Origin of the sequence: Paraflavitalea devenefica (assembly GCF_011759375.1) — a bacterium.
Lineage (GTDB): Bacteria > Bacteroidota > Bacteroidia > Chitinophagales > Chitinophagaceae > Paraflavitalea > Paraflavitalea devenefica.
Window position 1 is genome coordinate 2,038,431 of the sequence record NZ_JAARML010000002.1, and the last position, 25,034, is coordinate 2,063,464.

General features: G+C 48.0%; 17 protein-coding genes. 10 read left to right on the plus strand and 7 right to left on the minus strand.

Annotation, left to right across the window (positions count from 1 at the left end; translation table 11 throughout):
• Positions 1-14 precede the first annotated feature (14 nt).
• On the minus strand, positions 15-560 hold the full coding sequence (locus HB364_RS17520; protein WP_167289507.1) for a DUF7935 family protein: 546 nt from the start codon (positions 558-560) through the stop codon (positions 15-17).
• Between the two features lie 163 nt (positions 561-723).
• Between HB364_RS17520 and HB364_RS17525 the strand changes: the two genes are divergently transcribed.
• Positions 724-1,068: a HesB/IscA family protein gene (locus tag HB364_RS17525; protein ID WP_167289508.1), complete on the plus strand. Its 345-nt coding sequence runs from the start codon at positions 724-726 to the stop codon at positions 1,066-1,068.
• Between the two features lie 159 nt (positions 1,069-1,227).
• On the opposite strand, the gene HB364_RS17530 is transcribed toward HB364_RS17525, so the two are convergent.
• From HB364_RS17530 to HB364_RS17545, 4 genes are all read right to left on the minus strand, one after another.
• Complete coding sequence (locus HB364_RS17530) at positions 1,228-3,594, minus strand: ABC transporter permease (protein ID WP_167289509.1); 2,367 nt, start codon at positions 3,592-3,594, stop codon at positions 1,228-1,230.
• Positions 3,595-3,785: 191 nt separating this feature from the next.
• Positions 3,786-4,163, minus strand: coding sequence for a retropepsin-like aspartic protease (locus HB364_RS17535; protein ID WP_167289510.1), 378 nt, complete (start codon positions 4,161-4,163; stop codon positions 3,786-3,788).
• Between the two features lie 173 nt (positions 4,164-4,336).
• Positions 4,337-5,527 (minus strand): pyridoxal phosphate-dependent aminotransferase, encoded by a 1,191-nt coding sequence (locus HB364_RS17540; protein WP_167289511.1) that lies wholly within the window; start codon positions 5,525-5,527, stop codon positions 4,337-4,339.
• Positions 5,528-5,668: 141 nt separating this feature from the next.
• Positions 5,669-8,020: an ABC transporter permease gene (locus tag HB364_RS17545; RefSeq protein ID WP_167289512.1), complete on the minus strand. Its 2,352-nt coding sequence runs from the start codon at positions 8,018-8,020 to the stop codon at positions 5,669-5,671.
• A gap of 199 nt (positions 8,021-8,219) precedes the next feature.
• Here HB364_RS17545 and HB364_RS17550 point away from each other — a divergent pair, with 199 nt between their 5' ends.
• Positions 8,220-9,371, plus strand: a complete 1,152-nt coding sequence (locus HB364_RS17550; protein WP_167289513.1) for a SecDF P1 head subdomain-containing protein — start codon at positions 8,220-8,222, stop codon at positions 9,369-9,371.
• A gap of 127 nt (positions 9,372-9,498) precedes the next feature.
• Complete coding sequence (secDF, locus tag HB364_RS17555) at positions 9,499-12,618, plus strand: protein translocase subunit SecDF (RefSeq protein WP_167289514.1); 3,120 nt, start codon at positions 9,499-9,501, stop codon at positions 12,616-12,618.
• Between the two features lie 144 nt (positions 12,619-12,762).
• Here the strand turns inward: secDF and HB364_RS17560 are convergent, their stop codons facing one another.
• A complete protein-coding gene (locus tag HB364_RS17560; RefSeq protein ID WP_167289515.1) occupies positions 12,763-12,972 on the minus strand; it encodes a hypothetical protein in 210 nt (69 codons plus the stop codon).
• A 273-nt stretch (positions 12,973-13,245) separates the two neighbouring features.
• On the opposite strand from HB364_RS17560, the gene HB364_RS17565 reads away from it, so the two are divergent.
• The 4 genes from HB364_RS17565 to HB364_RS17580 all read left to right on the plus strand — a co-directional run bounded on the left by HB364_RS17565 (position 13,246) and on the right by HB364_RS17580 (position 17,119).
• On the plus strand, positions 13,246-14,511 hold the full coding sequence (locus HB364_RS17565) for a sensor histidine kinase (RefSeq protein ID WP_167289516.1): 1,266 nt from the start codon (positions 13,246-13,248) through the stop codon (positions 14,509-14,511).
• Positions 14,512-14,523: 12 nt separating this feature from the next.
• Positions 14,524-15,231 carry a response regulator transcription factor gene (locus HB364_RS17570; RefSeq protein WP_167289517.1) on the plus strand — a complete coding sequence of 236 codons (708 nt, stop codon included), beginning with the start codon at positions 14,524-14,526 and terminating at the stop codon, positions 15,229-15,231.
• A 229-nt stretch (positions 15,232-15,460) separates the two neighbouring features.
• Entirely contained in the window at positions 15,461-16,093 is a 633-nt protein-coding gene (locus HB364_RS17575) for a hypothetical protein (protein ID WP_167289518.1), read from the plus strand.
• A 318-nt stretch (positions 16,094-16,411) separates the two neighbouring features.
• On the plus strand, positions 16,412-17,119 hold the full coding sequence (locus HB364_RS17580) for a DNA alkylation repair protein (RefSeq protein WP_167289519.1): 708 nt from the start codon (positions 16,412-16,414) through the stop codon (positions 17,117-17,119).
• 21 nt (positions 17,120-17,140) lie between these two features.
• Here HB364_RS17580 and HB364_RS17585 read toward each other — a convergent pair whose 3' ends face one another.
• The gene (locus HB364_RS17585) at positions 17,141-17,383 is read right to left on the minus strand and encodes an RNA recognition motif domain-containing protein (protein WP_167289520.1); all 243 of its coding nucleotides are present in this window, start codon (positions 17,381-17,383) and stop codon (positions 17,141-17,143) included.
• A 332-nt stretch (positions 17,384-17,715) separates the two neighbouring features.
• Here HB364_RS17585 and HB364_RS17590 point away from each other — a divergent pair, with 332 nt between their 5' ends.
• The 3 genes from HB364_RS17590 (at position 17,716) to HB364_RS17600 (ending at position 24,970) form a co-directional block, all read left to right on the plus strand.
• On the plus strand, positions 17,716-18,783 hold the full coding sequence (locus tag HB364_RS17590) for a 3-oxoacyl-ACP synthase III family protein (protein ID WP_167289521.1): 1,068 nt from the start codon (positions 17,716-17,718) through the stop codon (positions 18,781-18,783).
• Between the two features lie 456 nt (positions 18,784-19,239).
• Positions 19,240-20,910: a CBM96 family carbohydrate-binding protein gene (locus HB364_RS17595; RefSeq protein ID WP_167289522.1), complete on the plus strand. Its 1,671-nt coding sequence runs from the start codon at positions 19,240-19,242 to the stop codon at positions 20,908-20,910.
• Between the two features lie 79 nt (positions 20,911-20,989).
• Positions 20,990-24,970, plus strand: a complete 3,981-nt coding sequence (locus HB364_RS17600) for a CBM96 family carbohydrate-binding protein (RefSeq protein ID WP_167289523.1) — start codon at positions 20,990-20,992, stop codon at positions 24,968-24,970.
• The last annotated feature ends 64 nt before the right edge of the window (positions 24,971-25,034 follow it).

Here is a 25,034-nt window from a genome sequence, read left to right on the forward strand (position 1 = left end):
CGGCATGGGCTTCATTAAGCCATCAGTTTACGGGCTTCATAGCTTAAGGCATCGGACACAATGGAATGTAAAGATGCTTTGGGATTTTGCATCAGCATTTCCAGGATGCTGCGGTTAAGGTCCTGTGCGGTGGCTTCTGGCGGTAAAAAGGAGGTGATCTGGTTTACGATCAGCATATTCTGGTCCTTCAGGTTGCGCACAGCTTCCCAGGCTTCCTGGGTGACATACATCTGCTGGGTAACATTGTATTCAAATTCTCCCTTGATATTCTGGATCAGTATGGCCTGCATATCCCGGGCGCTCAGGTCGGGCGCATTCAACCGGCTGATGAGGTTGGGCAGGGCGATCCGGTCGGTGAGCAGGATCAGCCGTTCATAGGCCTGCAACTGCATCTGCTTGGTGTTGGTGGGGGCCGTTGCTTCCTGTTTGTCAGCCTTCTGCCGGGCTGCCAGGGCTTGTTTGGCCTCTTTGCGTTGTTTCCAGAACAAATAGGCCAGGGTGCCTCCTAATGTGAGGGCTATAATAAGCTGCCATATAAGTTCATTCAAGGAAAGTGACATGCGGGTTAGATTTTTAAGTCAACAAATGTAGTGAAATGGTTTTTGGTTCCCTCTAACGGTTTTTGGGGTGGTTATAGTCTGCCGGGCAGCATGATTGTCAATTGTTTGTTGAGGCATTGACAGTTCCTGCTATTCTCTGTATTTTTGGGGCAAATATTGTGTAATGGAAATAGCCTCCGTATCGCCTGTACAGTTTACGCCCAATGCCCAAAAAGAGCTGACCCGCCTGATGAGTGACCCCGGTTTCGATACCAGCAAATACCTGCGGATAGGCGTAAAAGGCGGTGGCTGCTCCGGCCTGAGCTATGTGTTGGGCTTCGACGACCGGCAGGAAAACGATGAACAATATGAAGTGGATGGGTTGACCTTTATCATGAATAAATCACACGGCATGTACCTCATGGGCATGCAGATAGACTGGCAGGATGGCCTCAATGCCCGTGGCTTCTCCTTTACCAATCCCAATGCCAGCAAAACCTGTGGGTGCGGTACTTCTTTTTCGGTGTAAAATGTATACCTCTTGTTATTGCAGTTCAATCATTGCAGCGTTTGTTGGTAAGTCTTACTAACATTATCTACCCCTTCTTTCTTCAGGGTGCTGTAATTTTTATCGCTTACATTTTACAGTGGCGGCGAAAGGATACTCCTTGCTGTCCTTAAATATATTTTACTCACTCCTCAGGCTCTTCACAGGATTGGTAAAAGCCGCATTGATACTTTGGAAGCTTACTGTCAGCAGGGCAATACCAATAGTCAGCAGTCCTGTCAGCGCAAAGATCCACCACTCAATACTGACCTTATAGGCAAAGTCCTGCAGCCAGCGGTTCATTAAATAACGGGATATGGGGAAGGCTACCAGGATGGCAATGGCTACCGGCTTCAGGAAATTCACGGATAGCAATACAATGATATCCGGTACAGAAGCACCTAATACTTTGCGTACGCCAATCTCTTTGGTACGTTGTTCAGCCGTGAAGGCGGCCAGGCCAAATAAGCCCAGGCAGGAAATAAAGATGGCCAAAAAGGCAAAGTAATTGGATAGCTTACTGATCACCTGCTCGCTCTTATATAGCTTATCATATTCCAGGTCGGCAAACTGGTACGTGAAAGGGAATTGGGGATTCAGGGAATGGCATAACTTTTCCAGGCCCGCCAGGGTTTGTTGAGTACTGCCTGCCTTGATGCGCACCAGGATGGTGCCCCAGGGTTGTTCTTCCCGCAGCCTGATCACCAGCGGCTCTATAGCCTGGTGCATAGAATTAAAGTGAAAGTCTTTCAGTACGCCAATGATCATACCTTTGCGTTCGCCCCATGTTATCGTTTGGCCCACCGGATCTTTAAGCCCCATCTTTTGTATGGCCATTTCATTCAGCAGGAATCCTGTGGAATCAGTGGCAACACCTTTCATGAAATCATGGCCTTCCACCAGCTCCAGGTTCATGGTTTTTACAAAATCATATCCTACTATAGCATCTGCAATGGAAGTGACCAGGTTGGGATCTTTACCCGGCCAGCTCACATCACCAATATGATGCGCAATAACAGTAGGCGTTTCCCGCATCTTGGTAATATTCAGTGCACCTGGCAGTTTCCCGGCTTCATCTTTGAAAACGGAATAGTTCTTTGCGAGGTCGCCTTCAAGTGGAATATATACCAGGTTCTCCCGGTCATATCCGAGGTTCTTTGATTGTGCATACTCCATCTGGCGGTATATAACGATCATACCCACCATCAGTATCGTAGAAAGGGCAAATTGCAACACCACCAACCCTTTTCTGAAAAAGGCAGCACCCGGACTGAATTTTAAACTTCCTTTTAAAACGTGGATAGGGTTTAGTGACGACAGGAACAGGGCCGGATAACTACCCGCCACAAAACTTGTTATAATGAGCAGTGCCAACAAGGCGCCCCAAAAAACGGGTTGTGTTAAAGGCAGCAGCAGTTGTTTTCCGGTGAGCGCATTAAATGCCGGCAATAGCATGTCAGTGAGGACAACAGCTATGATAACAGCGAAAGCGGTAACCAGCATGGCCTCTCCAATAAATTGTCCTATTAGCGTGCTGCGGAATGCACCGACCACTTTCCGTACACCCACCTCCTTAGCCCGCTTGGCGGAACGGGCGGTGGCCAGGTTCATGAAATTGATACAGGCAATGAGCAGGATGAAGACGGCCACTAAGGTTAACAATTGTACATATTCTATGCGGCCGCCGGCCGGCTGACCATTGCTGAAATTGGCATGCAGGTATTTTTCGCTGTAGGGTTGAAGTCCCAATTCATAACGAACGTTCCCGTTGGCGGGAATATACCGGTGAATGAAATCTTTGATCTTTGATGCGGTGGCAACGGGATTGGCATCTGCGCGAAGTTGTATAAAAGTAGAGGGGTTAAAATTGCTCCAGTTATTTACCCAATCGTTTTCTTTCACATACGCCTGCCAGCTTCTCAGGAAGTCAAACCGGACAGAAGAATTGGTGGGCATATTTTCAAAAACGGCCTTTACCTGCAGGTCTGTTTTGTTTTCATAACGAATCGTTTGCCCGATGGCCTTTTCAGGGCTTCCAAAGAAATACATAGCCGCGTTCCGGGAAATGGCTATTGCTTCCGGTGAATTCAGGGCTGTTTGAGGGGTGCCCTGCAACAGGCGGTAACTAAACATGCTGAAGAAATCGGCTCCGGCATAGTTGCCCTCCATCTTATTGATCTTGTTGCCCGCCTCAAGCGTATAAGGCATATTCCAATCCAGGCTACTGGCATATTGTATTTCAGGAACCTGTTTTTTAAGTTCTTCAGCCAACAGTCCTTGTGTAATATACGAAGCGTCTACCGTACCGTTGGCATACTGGCGCTCATATACCTGGTATAATTGCTTATTGTTTGTATGAAATCCATCTACGTTGCGTTCATCCTGCACCCACAATAAGATCAGCAGGCTGCAGGTCATTCCCAATGCCAGGCCCGATATATTGATAGCAGAAAATGCTTTATTGCGGAACAGGTTCCGCCAGGCGGTTTTGAAATAGTTCTTGATCATGGGCAAAAGATGATACGCTCTTTCCGTAAAAATATGCCAATTGCTAAAGATGCTGAAAGCCAGGCTGTTTGGGATAACAATAGGAACCACCTTGTTCGCTTTTGATACAGCAGCAGAGCGGCGGTGATACAGGGAAAGGAAGCTCACAGCAGGTCGAAAAACAAAAGCCGGGCATTCACCCGGCTTTATCTTTATATCAATTGCATTTTTGCTACTTTGGGATCTACCTCAACCTGGTCATCCTCAAAGTTGAGTTTGATGCGCCATTTTTGTAAGGTGGCTGCTCCTATAATTATTTCCTCACTTAATCCCGGGACAACCAGGAATTCATCACTTAGTAAAACATCATCAATGTAAAAGTCCAGTCGTACCACTTCTTTTACTTCAATATAATGTGCCTCACTGGCTGTAGCGATTTTTCTAATCCTGCCCAAGGGTTGAGCTTCGGTTAATTCGTTTACAAACTCGGGATTAATGCAAGAGAGATTTGCCCCGCTGTCAAACAGGGTGTAGAGTGTTTTTTCTCCTTTCGATCCTACATATAGTAGTGGATGTTTCAAGATAGACATTGGTTAAACTTTAACGAAGATACGAAAAAAGAGGCGGTCTGGATGTACGGTAAAAAACAAAAGCCGGGCTCTCACCCGGCTTGCTATTCAAATTATCAGTAACTGTTATTTAGTCCTGTTCTTAGAATCCCAACATGCTGAATGCTGGATGCTGGATGCTGAATGCTGGACCTCTATTTCAGTTTTCCCAGTGCTGCAATGATCCGCTTCCAGGCTTCTTCGATCTTCTCCATGCTGTTGGCAAAAGAAATACGGATACAGGTAGGCTCACCAAAAGCACGACCTGTTACGGTACTTACATGCGCTTTATTCAGCAGGTACATGCAAAGGTCATCGGCATCCTTGATCGTTTCTTCGCCATCGTTTTTGCCAAAGTACTGGCTAACGGTGGGGAATACGTAAAACGCACCATCCGGTTCAGCATACTTCAGTCCGGGAATGCTGTTCATGATCTCTATCACACGCTTCTTACGGCGCTCAAATTCTTTATTCATTTCCTGGGAGGGGCGCAGGTCGCCGGTAAAGGCTACAATGGCCGCGCGTTGGGTAATGCTGTTGGTGCCGCTGGTAAGCTGACCCTGTAATTTCTCACAGGCTTTTACGATATCCGGATGAGCAGCCACCACACCCAGGCGGTAACCTGTCATGGCAAAACCTTTACTCAGGCCGTTCACAATGATCACGCGGTCTTTCAGGTCTGCAAACTGCGCAATGCTCTCATGTTTGCCTATGAAATTGATGTACTCATAGATCTCATCAGAGAGGATGAATACCTTGGGATACTTACGGAATACTTCGGCCAATCCTTCCAGTTCTTTCTTGCTGTATACAGAACCGCTGGGGTTACAGGGAGAAGAGAACATGAACAGGCGGGTCTTCTCTGTTAAGGCTGCTTCCAGTTCAGCAGGCGTGATCTTATATTTATTGTCGATAGAAGTAGTTACCAGCTTTACCACACCTTCACCCAGCTTCACAATTTCAGAGTAAGTAACCCAATAGGGGGTAGGGATCACTACTTCGTCGCCGGGGCTAACTACTGACCATACAGCATTGGCCAGACTTTGTTTGGCGCCGGTGGAAGCGATAATGTTCTCAGGCTTATAGTCAAGGTTATTATCGCGCTTCAATTTCACGCACACCGCTTCACGCAGGTCGGGATAACCAGCTACGGGGGTGTAATGGCTGTAATTGTCATCAATGGCTTTCTTGGCTGCATCCTTAATGTGCTGAGGCGTATCGAAATCGGGTTCTCCCAAACTAAGATCAATAACATCTACGCCTTTAGCCCTGAGCTCACGACCGAGTTTTGCCATTTTCAGCGTCTCCGGTTCGTTGAACCACGTCAATCTGGTTGATAGTTCCATAATAATGTCTGTTGCTTGCTTTTTTTAAACGAATGGCGCAAAAGTAATACAGAATCCGGTTTCTTGTTTCTGATAATGGGAATAATAATAAAGCCCTGCATACCAACAGGTAGCAGGGCCAACTATAGAAAAGAGAAAGGCTTACTCTGTCCGGAGCGATTTGACGGGATTGATCAGGGCTGCCTTGATCCCATGGAAGCTCACCGTGGCGATGGCAATGATAAAGGCCAGCAAGCCTGCCACCGCAAACATCCACCAGGATAAACTGATGTGGTAATCCCAGTTCAGCAGCATTTTATTCATGGCCCACCCTGCCAGGGGCGAAGCGAGGATGAAAGCCACTGCCACCGGTTTCAGGAAGTCTTTAGACAGTATGAGCCATAACTGTGAAACACTCGCACCCAGTACCTTACGCACGCCAATTTCCTTATTGCGCCGTTCGGCTAGGAAGGCAGAGAGGCCAAACAGGCCCAGGCAGGAAATAAAGATGGCGAGTGTACCCACTATGTTGGTCAGTTGGCTGGTATAACGAATACCCTCGAAGCGTTTCTGGTACTCTTCGCTGACAAAATGGTAGTCAAACGGGTAGTTGGGATTACTCTTTTTGATTGCCAGCTCAATCTGCCCCAGGGTCTTACGCCAGTTGTCATCGTTCCGTACCCGCACAAACAAGTGGTTCATACCACCCCTGCCCAATTCGATCAGCATGGGTTGGGGAGTTGAAAAAGGGCTGTTGTAAACAAAATCCTGCACCACGCCTATAACAATGGCGCCGCTTAGTTTGGTGCCTATTACAGGTGCTTTCAGGCCCATTTTGGTCACTGCGGCCTGGTTAATAAGGCAGGCATTGGTATCGGTACCAAAAGCGGGACTGAAATCGCGTCCTTCGGCCATTTTTAGCCCGGCTGTTTTTGCCCAGTCATAACCTACACTGGTAAGGGTGACCCAGATATTCTGGCCGGCTGTTTTTCCCGGCCAGTCAATGCCATCCGTAGCGCCTCCAAACCTGATAAGATCATTGCTGCCGCCTGAGATGCTGGTCACCCCCGGTATTTGCGCCAGCTCATTTTTGATGAGGTGGAATTTGCCATTCATATCACCCCGTAAGGGTATCTCCACCAGGTTTTCAGGATCATATCCGATAGGACGGTTCTCTGCATGCCGCAGTTGTTTAAAGATGACAATGGTGGCAATAATCAGGAATATGGAAGTCATGAACTGGAAAGTGACCAGCCCTTTTCGTAGTATGGAACCGCCTTTGCGGTTAACAATGATGCCTTTTAATACCAATACCGGCTTAAAACTGCTGAGAAAAAAGGCGGGATAGCTACCGGCTACCAGTCCTGTGAATATTACCATGCCCAATAAAGACAGCCACACACGCCAGTTGACAAAATCAAATGTCATGTTCTTCTCCGTAAAATGATTCAACACCGGCAGGGCAAGCACAGCCAGGAACAGGCCCAGCAGCAGTGAAATAAAGGTGAGCAGCATGGCCTCGCACAGGAATTGGAAAATGACCTGTTTCCGGAAAGCCCCCATTACCTTCCGTACACCTACTTCACGGGCACGTCGTTCGGAGCGGGCGGTAGCCAGGTTCATAAAATTGATACAGGCGATCAGCAATACGAACAGGCCGACAGCGCCCACCAACAGGACCGCATAGATCCTGCCGCCGCCACTCGGTTTGCCATTTTTAAACTCTCCATACAGCCACATATCGGCAAAGGGATAGGCAAATAATCCTTCATCCTTGTTTTTCAGTTTTTCCTGGATGAGTTTAGCCAGTTTGGCATTGAGCGCCGTAAGGTTAGTGCCCGGCTGTAATTCCATCCAGGTAGCAATGCTATTATGGTCCCAGTTGTTGATCCAGGCACGGTTTTCCTGTTCATAAAGACTGAAGGGCAGCACTACATCAAAGCGCTCGCTGCTATTCTCCGGAATATCCCGTATTACAGCACCTACCTGCAAAGGATGCGTGTTATTGTACATGATCAGTTTGCCCATGGGGTTTTCCTGCCCAAATAGTTTTTTGGCCGTCCTTTCCGTGATCACTACCGATCCTGATTGCTCCAGGGCTTTGACCGCGTCGCCGGCAATTGCCGGGAAGGTCATCATCCGGAAATAATCGGGTTCTACGTACACCGTTTTTTCGTACAGCGCTTTTTCTCCACTTTTGATGAGTCCCTGGCCTCCACTGCCAAAGCGGGAGATGTATTTTACTTCAGGTATGTCGTTTCGAATAGCCCCTGCCAGCGGTCCTGACACGGAGGTGCCTGAACTGATTTCACCATCGACTTTATAGTTCTTGATCAGCGCATGAATATTGGGCAAATGGGTGTGAAACTTGTCGTAGCTCACCATATCCAGTATCACAAGCATCACCAGGATACTGATGGCCAGGCCCACAGCCAGCCCACTGATATTAATAAAAGAAGAGATCTTATTCTTCACCAGGCTGCGCCAGGCGATCTTCAGGTAATTTTTCAGCATATATGATAGTATCGGGTTGTTTGTTCCCGGCCAAGAAAATGCCAGAATAGTAACTTGTTACTAATCAGCAATGTATACATGCAATGCAATGGTAAGACTGTCCTGTTTTGATACAACGGGTGTTCGCTTTATGGTAGTCCTTTACAGTTATGAAATGAATCGCAAAAGCTTTATTTTCATACCTGAATCCCACTATTGTATGACAACCCGATTAACCCGTTCCATTATCCTTTCTGCAGGCATTGCCCTGCTTATTACAGCCGCTTATTACTGGTTATTGAATGAAACCCGGTTGCTGAAGAAAGCCCCGAAAGTCACCCGTTATCAGGCAGAAGTCAATATCCGTTTGGGAGCGCCGGAGAATGTAACAAGCCCTGTTGCTGATGTCCAAAAATGCATAGCCATTATTGATGACCGGTTAACGCAGGTCCGGTATGAACACACCATAAAACCGGAAAACGATAAGACTTTCACCATTTCAATAGATGGGCTGACAGATACCACCGGCCTGAAAGAATTACTGACAGGAAATGGCAGCCTTGCCATGCAGGAGGTGTATGACCTTTCCGTTTTTGCCAATACGCTTTCTTCGGCCAATAATGCCCTGGCAAACTACTTTCGTTCCCATCCGGAAGATACCCTGCTTCGCCAAAACAGCCAGTTGAGCACGATTGAATACCCCTTGCTGTCGTTATTAAATCCGGCACGGCCCTTTACAGGAGGGGGAGGCGGTATGGTATATCCGGGATATATTGGGCTGGTAGCTGAAAAGGATACTGCTTTACTCCGTCAATTGCTGGAGCATCCTGCCGCCACGCCGTACTGGCCTGCTGATAATCGCTTCATGCTGGGAAAGAATGATGGGTATGGCGTCACGCAAGGCACTCAACTGGTATATTCCATCAAATACCATCCGCCCCGGATCACGAATAAAAACATCATTCGGGCAGAAGCTGAGTATGATGGGAGCACCAACGAGCAGGTGGTTGCCATGGACTTTGACCCTGCCGGAACGGCGGAATGGGAGCGAATGACCACCCGGAATATCAATAAGCCCATTGCCATTTGCCTGAACGATAAAGTGATGTCGGCGCCCACCGTTACAATGGCAATAAGCGGCGGCAAATCCAGGATAACTTTAGGCAGAAGTACTGACAACGAGCATGGTAAAATACTAAGTATTTTGCTGAAAAGCAAGGAGTTACCGCTCCAGGTACAGGTAAATCAGGCACATTTTTCGCCGGCCCGCCCACAAATTCCGGCTGTTTGGCCTTATGCTCTTTTATTTATGCTTTCCTTTGTGATAGCAATGACTGTCCAATGGCTGATTTACCGGTTGAATAAAAATTAAAAGCCCGGCTATCTGTAAGCGCTTGTCGAAACCTTCTATAAGCCTCATTTTCAGGCTTATTTTGCTGTTTCCTTTTCTGTCTGAAAACCCTATCTTTGCCAACTCCTAAAAAATAAACAACATTGCAATGAGAGCACTGGTTAGCATTTTTGCTGGATTATTGATCCTTATATCCCTTTACCAGCTATCCTTTACCTGGTTCGTGAACAAGTATGAGAAAGAGTTGGACGCCAAAGCCACTTCCTACATCAAACGGGCATACACTGCCGCAGCCCAAAAATATCCTGGTGATAAAGAAGCACAAGCTGCTTACCAGGATTCACTGGATACTTATAAAGCCACCTACCTCGATAGCTTACGTATTGCTTCCAAAGATAAAAAGATTACCTGGTGGGGACAGTCTTACCAGAAAGCCAAAGAAAGTGAACTGTTATTAGGCCTCGACCTTCAGGGTGGTATCAACGTAACGATGGATATTGCATTGGACGGACTGGTCAAAGGGCTGGCCAATAACCCCAAAGATCCCCAGATCACCAAAGCCATTGCAGAAGCGCAACGCCTTAAGCTGACCAGTGACCAAAACTTCATTAACCTTTTCGTTACTGCTTTCAAGAGTGTGAACCCCGGCGCTAAACTGGCCCCTCACTTTGCCAAAGCCGGTAATAAACTGAATGCTACTTCCAACGATAACCAGGTAATCGACTACATCAATGGAAAAGCTACTGCTGCCATGTCTCAAACCTACCAGGTATTGAGAATGCGTATTGACAAATTTGGTGTGGCGCAACCTTCCATCAGCCTGGATGAAAATAAAGGTATTATTACCGTGGAACTGGCCGGCGCCAGCGATCCTGAACGGGTAAGGAAATACCTGCAGTCTACTGCCAACCTGCAATTCTGGGAAGTATATACCATGAATGATGGTGTAATGCAAACCGGGCTGGTAAATGCCGATAAGGCTTTGGAAACTTACCTGTATGGTACTTCTGCCACTACGCCGGATAGTACAACTTCCATTCCTGATTCTATAGGAGGCGCTAAACGCGATTCCTTAAAGAAAGTCGTTGACAGCGCTGCCCTGGCTGCCCGCCAGAACCCGCTGTTCAGGGTGTTGAATCCTGCACGTCCTTACCAAACAAACAATGGCGGCACCCAATATCCCGGCTATGTTGGTATTTCTCTTTTAAAAGATACTGGCAAGGTAAACCAGTACCTCAACCTGCAGGTTGTACGTAACAACTTCCCGGGCAACGTGAAGTTCTTGTGGGGTAAGCGGGACCGCGATGACAATGGTAAATTAAGCGATATCCTCACCTTATATGCCATCAAGACCGTTCCTGGTAAAGAAGGCGCTCAACTGGAAGGTGGCGCTATTGAAGAGGCAAGGCAGGATTTTGACCAGACTACAAATGAAGTACTGGTACTGATGGATATGAATGATGCCGGTGGCCGTATATGGGCGGCAATGACAGAGCGCAATATCGGCAAGCCCATCGCCATCGTACTGGATGATATTGTTTATACAGCTCCCAACGTAAACCAGAAAATTGACGGTGGTAGCTCCCGCATCACTATGGGTTCCGGTAATGCCAAGAACAGGGCCCTGGTGGTAGAAGAAGCACAGGATATTGCCAATATCCTGGAATCAGGTAAAGTAGAAGCCGCTGCCAAGATCGTACAGGAGCAGGTAGTAGGACCTACGCTGGGTGAAGAAGCTGTACAGGGTGGTATGATGTCTTTTGGCATCGCCTTCATAGTGATCTTCCTCCTGATGCTGGTATATTATAACACCGCTGGTGTGGTAGCCAATATCGCCCTGATCCTGAACCTGCTGTTTACCATTGGTGTGCTGAGTGCCCTGGGCGCCACGCTCACTGCTCCCGGTATTGCGGGCCTGGTACTCACGATCGGTATGGCTGTAGATACGAACGTAATCATATTTGAACGTATCAAGGATGAGCTGGCGCATGGCAAGTCGCATGAGCAGGCTGTAAAAGACGGTTACCGCCGTTCCTTACCGCCGGTACTGGATGCGCACATCACTACTTTATTAACTGCCATTATCCTGGCCATCTATGGTCTGGGTCCTGTATTAGGTTTTGCTACCACGCAGATCATTGGTATCCTCTTGTCCCTGTTCTGCGGTATCCTGGTATCACGCCTCATCACCGACTTCTATACCAATAAGAACCGTCACTTCAAATATTTCACTAAGCTTTCCAAGCGCATCTTCCAGCATGCCGCCTATAAGTTTATCGAATTCCGGAAAGTAGCCTATGTCATTTCTGTGATCGTACTGGTCTTAGGTGTGGCTGCTATCATCCACGGCTTTGATGAAGGCGTGGAATTTAAAGGCGGACGGAGCTATGTGGTGAACTTCGGTAAGCCGGTAGATGAAGAAAAGGTACGGGTGGCCTTGGAAGAAACTTTCAAGAAAACACCGGTGATCAAGACCTATGGTTCTGCCAGCAAGCTGGAGATCACTACCGATCACAGGATCAATGAAGAAGGATTAGCGATAGATTCTTCGGTGCGCAATACCCTGTTTGGCGGGTTAAAGCCTTTCCTGCCGGCCAACCTGACTGCCGAAGAGTTTGCTACTACTAAATATGTGGAAGGCACCAAAAAAGTAGACCCTACTATTTCTGATGACCTGAAAAGTGGCGCCCAGTGGGCTACCTTCTGGTCACTGCTGATCATCGCTATCTATATCTTTATCCGTTTCCGCGACTGGCGTTATTCACTGGGTACTATTGTGGCCCTGCTGCACGACGTATTGGTAACGCTGATCGTATTCTCCTTCCTGAAAGGGGTGGTGCCTTTCCCGCTGGAAATAGACCAGCACTTTATTGCGGCCATCCTTACGGTGATCGGTTTCTCCATGAACGATACGGTGATCGTATACGACCGTGTGCGTGAATACAGCCACACGATGAAGAATGTAGATAAAACAACGCTGATCAATAAGGCGATCAATGATACGCTGAGCCGTACCATTATGACCTCGCTGACGGTATTCCTCACCATCCTCATCCTGTTCCTGGTAGGTGGTGAAGTAACAAAAGGATTTGCCTTTGCGATGCTGATCGGTGTTGTTACCGGTACCTATTCTTCCATCTTTGTAGCGGCCCCCATGCTGGTTGACCTGGCCAAGAGCAAACCACTGGGTGAAGCTGATGCAAAGCCCGGAACGCCTGCACAGCCGATAAAGGCCAAGCCCGTTGCCCCGGTAGCGAAGAAAGCGTAAGAATATCCTGATTAGATTATAGACAAACCCTGTAGCGCTATGCTATGGGGTTTGTTGTTTATAGCCATAAAAAGAGAACGTCGTCCACCCACGGACGACGTTCATTAAACCCTAACAAAACCGACCTTGCTTTATGAAAAATTATCAGGACTGCTTAGCTTGCTTAGTGTGTTTTTTGTGATGATGGGCACCGGCAGCCTTCTTTGTTTCTTTCTTATCAGTTTTAGCCACATCCCTGGCGGGAGCTGTTGCTTCTTTCTTAGCAGGCTCTTTAGCTTGCTTAGGAGTTGCCTGAGCCATTGTAAGGCCAGTTAATGCTATCACCATAGTGGCTAATAAGAATACCTTTTTCATTGTCTTATATTTTATAGTTGAAAAATGTTTACAGGGTAAAACTATCCAAATAATTTGCCCATACACATTTTTGAAGGCTGCTTAACCGCGGGTTAACTACTGTTAATGAATTGTTGATGAATGCTCCCTGTCAGCCTGAGCCTGTCGAAGGCGGTTTCGACAAGCTCAACCTGACATTTTCTATGTAACTTACCTTAACGATCGGTTAACCAGATAAAGTAAAAAGGATAAATAATGCGTAGCAAATTTGCCGGAGGTATTTATATAAACAGCATGCGTTCTTCAACCCTCAGGTGGATCATTCTGCTGGCTACATTCTTAATCGCGCTGATTGTAGGTGTGCAGCTATTCTGGCTTCATATAGTGTATTCCTATGAACAAAAGACCTTTAATACAAACGTAGTAAAAAGTATACGTGGCTTGTATGAGGATATGGATATTGCCGATACGCCATCCAATCACCTGCAGGACCTGGTAGAAGACCCCTCCCCGGATTATTTCCTTTTCCGGGTGAAAGGGAAGGGGTTCTCAAATGACTCGCTGGTACATTACCTCAAGCATGAGCTGAATGATTTTGATGTGCTAACGGATGCGCATGTAGGTTTTTATGACGCCCGGCAGGGTAAATACATGGCCGAGCAATATATACCTGCTGCCGCTGCCCGCTATGATCCTACCCAGAAGGTGCTGGCGGTGTATAAAAGGCCCCATGATTATGTGGTGTTGTATTTTCCGCATCGCAATAAATATGTATTGGCCCAGATGAACTTCTGGTTCATCAGTACAGGGATCTTATTTATTGTATTGATAGGGCTGGCGGTTATCCTGTTTTATTTCTATCGCCAGAAGTTCCTGGCAGAGGTACAGAAAGATTTCGTCAACAACTTTACCCACGAGTTTAAAACCCCGCTGGCCGTAATGAAAATATCGGCCGAGGTATTGTTGCAGGAGAAGATCGTAAACCAGCCCGACAAGTTGTTTAAGTACGCCCACATTATACAGCACCAGACAGAACACCTGCAAAGCCAGGTAGAACGGTTATTGCATATCGCCTCTACCGACCGGCGGGAACTGCCTATTGAGAAAGTGAAGGTGCCGGTGAGGGAGATCATTGAGCAGGCTGTTGCCAAAGTACAACCCCTTGTAGAGGATAAAGAGGCGCTGGTAGAAATACAGGACCCCTCAATGCCCGGCTATGAGCTGCTGGCCGACAGGGTGCACCTGGAACTGGCGGTGGTAAACCTGCTGGAAAATGCCCTGAAATATTCCACCAAACCCCATGTGATCATCAGTGCGGGCCGGGAGAATGGGCATCTTTTTATTTCCGTAAAAGATAATGGCATAGGTATTGAAAAGAAATACCAAAAGAACCTGTTTAAAAAATTTTACCGGGTACCCACCGGAGACGTACATAATGTAAAAGGGTTCGGTTTAGGACTGAACTTTGTGAAAAGGATCATTGAAGCGCATCATGGCAGTATTAAAGTGAATAGCCTGCCGGGTATCGGAACGGAATTTAAAATGCTATTCCCGCTTTAAAATTATATCATCATGACAACGAGAAAAGGAAGAGTATTGCTGGCCGAAGACGATCTGGCATTGAGCTATGTGATCAAAGATAACCTGGTAGAGGCCGGTTATGAAGTAATCGTATGCCCCGACGGCCAGACAGCTATTGACCAGTTTGATAAGGGGCGGTTTGACATCTGCCTGCTCGATGTAATGATGCCCAATAAGGACGGTTTTACCGTAGCCAGAAAGATCCGCCAGCACAGCGATGTGATCCCCATCCTTTTCCTGACCGCCCGCTCCATGGAGGAAGACCGGATCAAAGGATTTGTGTCTGGCGCCGACGACTACATTACAAAGCCGTTCAGCATGCAGGAACTGCTGTTGCGTATGGATGTTTTTATGCGCCGAACCAAAAAGCTGTCGGCAGACCAACTGCAGGAGTTCACCATCGGCAAACTTACTTTCTCCTATAGCGACCTTAAGCTGAATACGCCCACTGAAAGCTTTACCCTCACCCAGAAGGAAGCCGACCTGCTGAAGTTCCTTTGTGAACATGCCAATCATATCCTGAAACGGGAGGAGGTGTTGCTGCATGTATGGGGCAAGGACGACTACTTCCTGGGCAGAAGCATGGACGTTTTTATGACCAAGCTCCGTAAATATTTTAAGGCCGATCCCGATGTACTCCTGGAAACGATCCATGGAGTAGGCTTCCGCTTCAATGCCTCCGTACAGGTGCCCGCCTGATAACTTTGAGCATTGAACGTGGCACTGGTCCTGGACGCAGGCCGTGACTTTTCCATTCCCCGGCATCTCAATTGCACATACTATACTCATTAAACGATCGTCAGGATATTAGCATTTCGCTAACATTCCTGAACAATTTGTTATTGATTACCATGGAATTAAACCATGGAATGGAAATTGAAATCAAAATACAGGAGGTACGATTAAATCACCTTAAATGAAGTATTGTATGAAAAAGTTAATAATACCTGTCAGCCTTGCCATGATGGTCCTGCTGGCAGCCTGTAATTCCACCAAAGTCACCTCATCCTGGAAAGCGGATGATGCCAGCAAGCTCAATTACCAGCAGGTACTGGTATTGGGGCTGATGCCTAATAAAGACCGCAGTATAAGCATGGACATGGAAAATGAACTGGCCGGGGAAATGAAAGCGGCCGGCGTGAATGCCGTAGCTGCCAGCACGGTGTTTTCTCCCAACCAGCTTAATAATATGAATGAGCAAAGGGCGCTCCGCTGGCTCCGGAACAAGGGGTATGATGCCGTGATGACGATCGTATTGCTCGATAAATCCAAAGAACGGGACTATGTGCCGGGTAATGTTACCTATCAACCCCTGGGCGGCTATTACAGCCGTTTCTGGGGCTATTACAGAACGGTCTATGGCCGGGTATATACACCGGGCTACTATACCACCAGCACCAATTATTTCTGGGAAAGTAACCTGTACAGCCTGGGTGACAATAAAATGCTCTATTCCGTGCAGTCCCAATCCTTTGATCCTGCTGCCGACAACATCGGCCGTGACTATGCCAAACAGATCACACGGGATATGCTGAAGCAGGGTATACTGGTTAAGAAATAAATTAGCAGATAAGCTTCGTAACTTAAACAAGATCAGTTTTCAATGCCTTCGTATTAAACGGAGGCATTTTGCCATTGAGCCCTTAGTACATTCATCCTTAGCCGCCTCTATATCATAGATTATCTTTAATATATTAAACAATTATTATTCATATATTTCAGAGATATTCCAGACCAAAAGAAGTGGGATATCTCTGGAATATCTCTGTGTTATATGTGGAATATCTCTGGATTATCCTACTATTTACTGGCAGGGAACCGGAAGACTTCCACAATGCTTCTGCGGCTAACGTATTTTTGTATGCCTAAAACAATTCATATGACAAAAGCCGAAGTAATGAAGGAGCTGCAATCGCTGGGCAGTAAAGAGGCGAAGGAAAGGTGGAGCAAGCATGGGGCCCGGGAACCCTTTTTCGGGGTGAAGGTGGAAGACCTGAAGAAGATCATGAAAAAGATCAAAAATGACCAGGCGCTGGCGCTGGAGTTGTATGAGACGGGAAACTCGGATGCCATGTACCTGGCCGGACTGGTAGCCGATGGAGCTAAGATGGCGAAGCAACAGCTGCAGGCCTGGGCTGATCAGGCGCCCTGGTACATGATCAGTGAATATACCGTTCCCTGGGTGGCGTCTGAAAATGCCCACGGGCATGAACTGGCGCTGCAATGGATTGATAGTAAAAAGGAACATATAGCAGCCAGCGGCTGGAGCACCCTGGCAGGTTTACTGGCCATTAAGCCGGATACTGAAATTGATACAGAGGAAATAAAGTCGCTGCTGGATAGAGTGGAGAAAACGATCCATACAGCGCCCAACCGTACAAGGTATGCCATGAATGGTTTTGTGATTGCTGTGGGCGGCTATGTGCCCGTATTAACGGCACAGGCAATAGCTACCGCGAAGAAGATCGGGGTAGTAGAAGTGGATATGGGAGGTACAGCCTGCAAAGTACCCTTTGCGCCAGACTATATCCAGAAGATGAAGGAGAAGGGATACCTTGGTAAAAAGCGGAAAACGATCAGGTGCTGAGATCCGCGATCAAACGTCCAGCTACCAGGCGATGGTCACTTCATTTACCTCCATATAACTGTTCATGAAGATGCGGTCATTCAGATTCCGGATGGCGGCAGTTCCGGCATTGTTGTCCATTTCTATATAGGCGCAGCCTGTAGAATGGCCGGTTTCGGAATCCATCACAATGCGTGCAGAAATGACTTTACCGAATTGCAGGAAGAGCTGAAAAAGATGGTGGGCAGTCGTTTTCTTGTTGAGGTTACCAACAAAAATATTCATAAGAGTGGCTTTTGAAAGTGTACAATGAAACGGCACGGGGGTAGAGGGGACAGGAAAATGAAGTTAACCAAATATTACACATCAACCTAATTTGTTTTCACGGGAAAACAGGTGCGAAGAGCTTACTGGCATTGAAAATTAAGGCATTAGCTTTTATATTAAAAAAACGTTACTTTGCAATGCTCCCACTTTAAAAAAGGCAGGTTTATCCTTGCCGGTGGGGCGTAGAGAATACATAATTTGTAGATCATATGTCAGCTCTGTTGGATATGGTATATTAATTTAGTGTGGTTAGTTTTTTGTTGTATATATTGAACCCTGCTGATCAAACGATGCAAAGAACCATTATTACAGGAACCGGGAGTTATATTCCTTCCGTGATCAAAAAGAACAGTGATTTTATCTCCAATAGCTTTTATACGGAAGACAGGGGGCTCATAGACCGCCCCCAAGAGGAAATAGTGGATAAATTTAAGCAGATCACCGGTATTGAAGAGCGGCGTTATGCCTCTGATACCATTACCGCTTCTGATATGGCCATCCAGGCCGCCTTCCTCGCTATAAGGGACAGTGGTGTTGATCCGGAAACGCTGGATCAGATTATTGTAGCGCATAATTACGGGGATGTGCTGCCCCATACTACACAAACTGATAATGTTCCCTCACTGGCATCACGGGTGAAGCAGGGATTGGGGATCAAAAACCCTTCCTGTATTCCATATGATATATTGTTTGGCTGCCCGGGCTGGCTGCAGGGCCTCATACAGGGCGACCTGTTTTGCCGGGCAGGCGCTGCCAAAAAATGCCTGGTCATTGGCACAGAAACTCTGTCGAGGGTGGTGGATGATCATGACAGGGACAGCATGATCTTTTCCGATGGAGCAGGGGCTTGTGTGATGGAATACAAGGAAGCAGGCGATAAGCATGGCATACTGAGCACCAGCACACGGTCCGATTGTGTGGAGGAAGCCGGGTATATCTATTTTGGTCAATCCAATGCGCCGGATGCAGATGCGGATACGCGTTATATTAAAATGAAAGGCCGGAAAGTATATGAATATGCCATTAAGTACGTGCCGGCAGCCATGAAAGAATGCCTTGATAAAAGCGGTGTAGGCATCCATGAGCTGAAAAAGATCTTCATTCACCAGGCCAATGAGAAAATGGATGAAGGTATCGTGCGCGCTTTTTACAACCTGTACGGCGCCAAAGCTCCCCGTGATATTATGCCTATGTGTATCCACTGGCTGGGTAATAGTTCCGTAGCTACCATTCCTACCTTATATGACCTGGTGCGCAGGAACAAACTAACGGAGCATGCCCTGAAACCGGGCGATGTCATCCTGTTTGCATCAGTAGGCGCGGGTATGAACATTAATGCGGTTTGTTACCGGTATTAGTAAAAATACTATTCATTCCCGTTATATTGTTTTCTGCTAATATAGCTTAGTATTCGGTTAATTGAGGTAATTCAAGCGTTGAGGTAATAGTGTTACTTCACAGTACTATCTTTTTTAACTAACAAAACTGCTTGCAACTATGGAAAAATGTCCAATAGACTATTCGTAAGGGTATTCCTGTACCTTTTTTTATCCTGATTTATTTGTGTGTTCCTGCGATAACGCTCCTTACTATTCTTCCCAATCTTTACCTCCGATACGACTACACAGCAGGAATCCGATAAGTCGCTGCTATAAGTGAATAAGACGCAAAGGGCATTGCCATGCCCATCAACATTGCTATGACTGCATTGCTGCAGGGATCGGTGATCCCCGTAACAATAGCTTGTACTGTCATGCCTGCAGGTATGGCGATGGCGAAGTATTGCTGATTATTCACTAATTAAACCTTATATCATGAAGCAGCTTTATGCTTTCCTTATTTTCCTGCTGATGGTTTCCGCGCTACAGGCGCAGGTAACACTCTCTGCAGATGGCCCGGGCAACACCTACTCATTGATCGAGTCAAAAGGCTTTGGCATTGAAAGCCCCGATTGCCGGCATACTTCTTTTGGTCCGCATGTGACCGAAGTATTCGATAACATACTGGGCAAAAATGTTTTTGTATTCCATAGTCACCCGGTTGCGGATGATGATCGCTGCGGTGCTGACGACCGTGTGCGGATGGAGATCAAAGGGGGCAGTGGCTCACCGGCGGCCATGCAGCATACGCAGGGGCAAACAGCTTATTACCGCTGGAAGTTCAAGCTGGATGCCGGCTTCATTCCCTCCAGCCGCTTTACCCATATTTTCCAGATCAAGGCCATCGAAGGTGATGCCGGCGCTCCGCTGATCACCATTACGCCGAGGGCAGGCAATCCGCAGAAAATGCAGATCATTCACAGTGCGGGAGAAGGCAGCGGTAGCCTGGGCACGGTGCACCAGGTAGACCTGGCGCCTTTTAAAGGCACCTGGGTGGAAGCCTATGTAAAATACAAAAGCAGTGAAGGCAGCGCCGGTACTTTTGAGATTACCATCAAAAGGATCAGTGATGGCGTTACCCTGCTTTCTTATAGCCGTACAGGCATTGATATGTGGCGTACGGATGCCGATTACAACCGTCCAAAATGGGGTGTTTACCGCGGTAAGGATGATGTGCTGCGCGATGAGCAGGTGCGCTTTGCCGATTTCTGTATATCAGAAACCAGCGAAAGCCAGTGTCCCAGCAGCATTGGCGGCAACCCGCCCGGAGGTGGAGATGTTAACCTGGCGCCTGCCAATGATGCTTATGTAAGGGATGGCACCAATGCCGGTACGGCATTCGGATCCACAGATGCTGCTTCATTGGTGACCAAACTGGCTCCTTCGGGCCAGCTTAACAATAACCGCGAAGCCTACCTTGCATTCGATGCGGCTTCAGTAAGCGGTACTATTTCCGCGGTTACACTACGTGTATATGGCCGTACGGAAGATGACCGGGATGCCAATGTGCCGGTAGCGTTATATGCAGTTGCCAATACCGGCTGGAGCGAATCATCCATCACCTGGAACAATAAACCGGCTGCCGGGACCACAGCGCTGGCCACCGCTACGGTTACCGATGAAACAGGCCGGTATTATACCTGGAACGTGACCAGCTATGTGCAAAGCGAAATAGCAGCAGGACGTCCCGTGGTATCCTTTGTATTAAAGAATACCCAAACTACTGACGGGCGCCTTTTGTGGAATTCAAAAGAAACAGGTTCCAATCCTCCGCAACTGGCGGTCACCACCACTACTTCCCTGCAATCACAAAGACAGTTGTTGCAGGCAACAGCCGAAGAAGACGCAAAGGAAATGACTTTGATAACCTACCCCAATCCTTTCCGGCAAAACAATACCATTACATTCCAACTGGTTGCCGGCGGGCCAACGCAGTTGGCTGCCTATGATATGACCGGGAAGCAAGTGGCGGTATTGGTCAACGGCCGTTTAGCGGCCGGTACACACCGTGCTTACCTGAAGCCCGATGCCTTGCCGGCAGGTGTATACCTGCTGCGGCTGGTAAACAATGGGAAAACAATAACCCATAAGCTCGTAAAGGAATAAACAATCCTACAAATGGTGAGCCGCCTTTGAAAGGCGACCCACCATTTGTATCCATTCACGTCCACCAAAACCAATCAATATGAAAAAAGAAGGTCGCATGAGAAAATTCCGGCAGCTATTCATAAGCTGCCTTTTATTGTTGCTGGTACACTATGGCCTGGCGCAAACATTGCCTGCCAATTTTCAGCGGGTACTGGTGACAGGAAGCATTACGGGGCCTACTGCAATGGCCTTTACACCGGACGGCCGGGTGCTGGTATGCCAGCAGAACGGGCAACTGCGGGTGGTAAAAAATGGCAGCTTATTGTCTACGCCCGCCGTTACCTTATCGGTCAACACCAGCGGGGAACGCGGGCTCATTGGCGTTGCGGTAGACCCCAACTTTGCCAGCAACCAATACATTTACCTGTATTATACGCATACTTCTGGTCCGCATAACCGCCTGAGCCGGTTTACCATGACGGGTGATGTAGCGGGATCAGAATTAGCGATACTGGACCTGCCTACGCTGAGCGGCATTTACCACAATGGTGGCGGACTAGCGTTTGGTAATGATGGTAAATTATATGTGGCCGTGGGAGAGAACCAGGTAGGTTCCAATTCGCAGAACCTGGACAATTACCTGGGTAAATTATTACGTATTAATTCCGATGGATCGGTGCCGGCAGGAAATCCTTTTACGGGTAACGCGGCACGCAGCCGTATCTGGGCTTATGGTTTACGCAACCCTTTTACCATAGCTTCTGATCCGGTAACGGGTAAAATATTTGTAAATGATGTGGGCAATGCTACCTGGGAAGAGATCAATGATGCCACTACCAGTGGCCGCAATTTTGGCTGGCCCGATAAAGAGGGTATGTGTACCAGTGGCTGTACAGGATATACCAATCCTATTTATGTATACGCCACCAATCGCGATGATCCACCACCTAATGGACAAGGCTGTGCTATTAACGGCGGTACTTTCTTCAACGGCGGCATCAGCAATTGGCCGGCGGTGTATAATGGTAAATACTTCTTCCTGGACTATTGTGGTTCCTGGATTGATTACATCAATCCCACTTCTCCTTCACGGGTATCATTTGGTACAGGGCTAAGCAGCGGACTGGTATACATCAAGCAGGGAACAGACGGGAACCTGTATTACCTGCGCCGTGACAATAGTTCCCTGTACAGGATCGTGTACACAGGCAACCAGGCGCCTACCATTACTACACAACCGCAAAATATTTCAGTGCCGGTGGGAGGCACCGCTACCTTTACCGTAGCAGCTACCGGCAGCCCGGCGCCGACTTACCAGTGGCGGAAAGGCACTACCAATATTGCAGGCGCTACCGGCACTTCCTATACCATCACCAATGTACAAACCTCCCATGCCGGTCAGTACAATGTAGTAGTGACCAACAGTGCCGGAACGGTGACCAGCAGCAATGCCACGCTTACCGTTACCCAACCCAATACCTTACCGGTAGCAACAGTAAGCAGTCCGGCCAATGGTGCACTGTTCAGGTCGGGGGATGTGATCAGCTTTAGCGGTACCGGTACAGATAGCGAAGATGGAACACTGCCTGGCAGTGCGTTTGAATGGTGGGTTGATTTTCACCATGCCACACACGTACATCCTGGTCCACAGCTCACGGATGGCGTAACCAGTGGTTCCTTCACGTCCAATCTGTCGGGGCACAATGAAACCAATATCTGGTACCGCATTTATTGCGCGGTGCAGGACTCCCAGGGCGGACGCGATACTTCCTATGTAGAAATATTCCCGGTCACCTCTAATCTTACGCTGCAAACACAGCCGGCAGGATTGCAGGTACGACTGGATGCTGTGCCATTCACAGCGCCTTATACCACAGAGGCTATTTCCGGGGCAACGAGACCCATCGTCGCCATTTCACCGCAAACCCTGAATGGGGTAACTTATATTTTTGACCACTGGAGCCAGGGCGGTGCTGCTGCACAGGATATCACCATTACGGATAATGATGTTACCTATACAGCGCATTATCGCGTGGCGCCACCACCCGTAAATATCACACCGGTACATGATGCCTATGTACGGGATGGCACCAACGCGGCCATTACACATGGCACTACCGATTCCACGTTATTGATCACCAAAGTATCGCCGGCCGGGCAACTGAACAATGCCCGCGAAGCTTACCTGCAGTTTGATCTTTCGTCTATTAGCGGTAATATATCGTCGGTGACATTGCGGGTATATGGTAAAGTAGATGGTACGGCCGTTCCTTCTGTATTGGTAGGCGTGTACCCGGTAGCCAATACTACCTGGACAGAGAATGCCATTACCTGGAATAATAAACCTGCTACAGGTACTGAACTGGCCAATGCTACGGTGACCAATACCGCTTATTCCTATATCACCTGGGACGTTACCAATTATGTGAAGAGCGAATTGCTGGCAGGCCGCACCAAAGTGTCGTTGGCCATGAAGAGTCTGGTGGCGCATGATCCACGTATATTCTGGAACTCATCAGAGTTTGGTTCCAACCCACCGCAGTTGTCACTCATCGTTGAAGGTGGCAATGTGGCCCCCACAGTCAGCATTACGGCGCCGGCCAACAATGCAGTGTTCACAGCACCCGCTTCCGTTACCATTAATGCAACGGCCGCCGACAGCGATGGCAGTGTGCGGAGGGTGGAATTCTTTAACGGAACCACCAGTCTGGGTATAGACAGTACGGCTCCTTATGCTTTCACCTGGAATAATGTACCACAAGGTACTTATACGCTCACCGCGAAAGCTACCGACGATAGCAGTGCTGTTACTACTTCTGCACCGGTAAATATTACCGTGCAGGCTCCGCCAACCTGTACGCCGGTCACCGCCAGTGCCGATGACGGCAATGTGGCGGCCAATGTATTGGACAATGACCTCAATACCCGCTGGAGTGCCAACGGCGACGGGCAGTGGATACAGCTTTGCCTGAGTGATACATTTACCATAACAGGCGTGCAGATCGCCTTCTACAGCGGTAATGTACGTACTTCCACCTTCGACGTATTGGTGGGCAATGATGGCGCTAACTGGACTACGGCAGCTACAGGCCGTGTGAGCAGCGGTACTTCCTTAAACCTGGAGACTTTCACGTTTGCTGCACAGACCGGTAAATATGTACGTATCGTAGGGCATGGCAACAGTGTGAACCTGTGGAACAGTTATACAGAAGTGAAAGTGCAAACCAGCACCGGCGGCGGTCAGGAATACACCTTGTCGCCTACACAGGATGCTTATGTACGCGATGGCACCAATGCAGCCATTACACATGGAGTGACTGATTCTACCTTGCTGATCACGAAAGTATCACCGGCAGGTCAGTTGAATAATGCACGGGAAGCCTACCTCAGCTTTAACCTGTCTTCCGTAAGTGGAACTGCTTCATCCGTGTTATTAAAAGTATACGGCAAAGTAGATGGCACTGCAGTGCCCAGTGTACTGGTGGGTGTATTTTCTGTGGCCAATACCAGCTGGACAGAAGCGGCCATTACCTGGAACAACAAACCGGCTTCAGGAGCTACTGCCCTGGATACCGTTACAGTGACCAATACCGCTTATGCGTATTATACTTTTGATGTAACCAGCTATGTACAAAGTGAACTGGCGGCAGGCCGCACCACCGTATCCTTTGCCATGAAGAGCCTGGTGGCGCATGACCCGCGTATATTCTGGAATTCATCAGAGTTTGGCTCCAATCCGCCGCAACTGGTGGTGAACACCGGCACGCAGCTTACACAGCAGTCCGGTCAGATGCTGACAATAGAAGAAGATAAAACAGCTACCGGTTTGGCGTTAAACAGCTTTCCCAATCCTTTCGGGACAAGCAGTACCATTACTTTCTCCCTGAAAAAAAGTGGTTATACAACACTGGCCGTGTATGACCTGCAGGGCAGGCAGGTGGCAATGCTGCTACAGGCACGCTTAGCTGCCGGAGAGCACAGAACAAGGTTTGTGCCGGGCAAACTGGCAGCCGGCGTGTATGTATTGAAACTGGTACAGGAGGGCAAGGTAACAACACGTAAACTGCTGAAAGAATAAGGGTATCCATGTACAATGTGCGGATGTGCGTCTGTTTTTTAATCATGAAGTAGTAAAGACGTAT

Bases quoted from the DNA above. Each gene is read 5' to 3' on its own strand.
- HB364_RS17520 (WP_167289507.1), bottom strand. From the start codon at position 560: ATGTCACTTTCCTTGAATGAACTTATATGGCAGCTTATTATAGCCCTC.
- HB364_RS17525 (WP_167289508.1), top strand. From the start codon at position 724: ATGGAAATAGCCTCCGTATCGCCTGTACAGTTTACGCCCAATGCCCAA.
- HB364_RS17530 (WP_167289509.1), bottom strand. From the start codon at position 3,594: ATGATCAAGAACTATTTCAAAACCGCCTGGCGGAACCTGTTCCGCAAT.
- HB364_RS17535 (WP_167289510.1), bottom strand. From the start codon at position 4,163: ATGTCTATCTTGAAACATCCACTACTATATGTAGGATCGAAAGGAGAA.
- HB364_RS17540 (WP_167289511.1), bottom strand. From the start codon at position 5,527: ATGGAACTATCAACCAGATTGACGTGGTTCAACGAACCGGAGACGCTG.
- HB364_RS17545 (WP_167289512.1), bottom strand. From the start codon at position 8,020: ATGCTGAAAAATTACCTGAAGATCGCCTGGCGCAGCCTGGTGAAGAAT.
- HB364_RS17550 (WP_167289513.1), top strand. From the start codon at position 8,220: ATGACAACCCGATTAACCCGTTCCATTATCCTTTCTGCAGGCATTGCC.
- secDF (WP_167289514.1), top strand. From the start codon at position 9,499: ATGAGAGCACTGGTTAGCATTTTTGCTGGATTATTGATCCTTATATCC.
- HB364_RS17560 (WP_167289515.1), bottom strand. From the start codon at position 12,972: ATGAAAAAGGTATTCTTATTAGCCACTATGGTGATAGCATTAACTGGC.
- HB364_RS17565 (WP_167289516.1), top strand. From the start codon at position 13,246: ATGCGTTCTTCAACCCTCAGGTGGATCATTCTGCTGGCTACATTCTTA.
- HB364_RS17570 (WP_167289517.1), top strand. From the start codon at position 14,524: ATGACAACGAGAAAAGGAAGAGTATTGCTGGCCGAAGACGATCTGGCA.
- HB364_RS17575 (WP_167289518.1), top strand. From the start codon at position 15,461: ATGAAAAAGTTAATAATACCTGTCAGCCTTGCCATGATGGTCCTGCTG.
- HB364_RS17580 (WP_167289519.1), top strand. From the start codon at position 16,412: ATGACAAAAGCCGAAGTAATGAAGGAGCTGCAATCGCTGGGCAGTAAA.
- HB364_RS17585 (WP_167289520.1), bottom strand. From the start codon at position 17,383: ATGAATATTTTTGTTGGTAACCTCAACAAGAAAACGACTGCCCACCAT.
- HB364_RS17590 (WP_167289521.1), top strand. From the start codon at position 17,716: ATGCAAAGAACCATTATTACAGGAACCGGGAGTTATATTCCTTCCGTG.
- HB364_RS17595 (WP_167289522.1), top strand. From the start codon at position 19,240: ATGAAGCAGCTTTATGCTTTCCTTATTTTCCTGCTGATGGTTTCCGCG.
- HB364_RS17600 (WP_167289523.1), top strand. From the start codon at position 20,990: ATGAAAAAAGAAGGTCGCATGAGAAAATTCCGGCAGCTATTCATAAGC.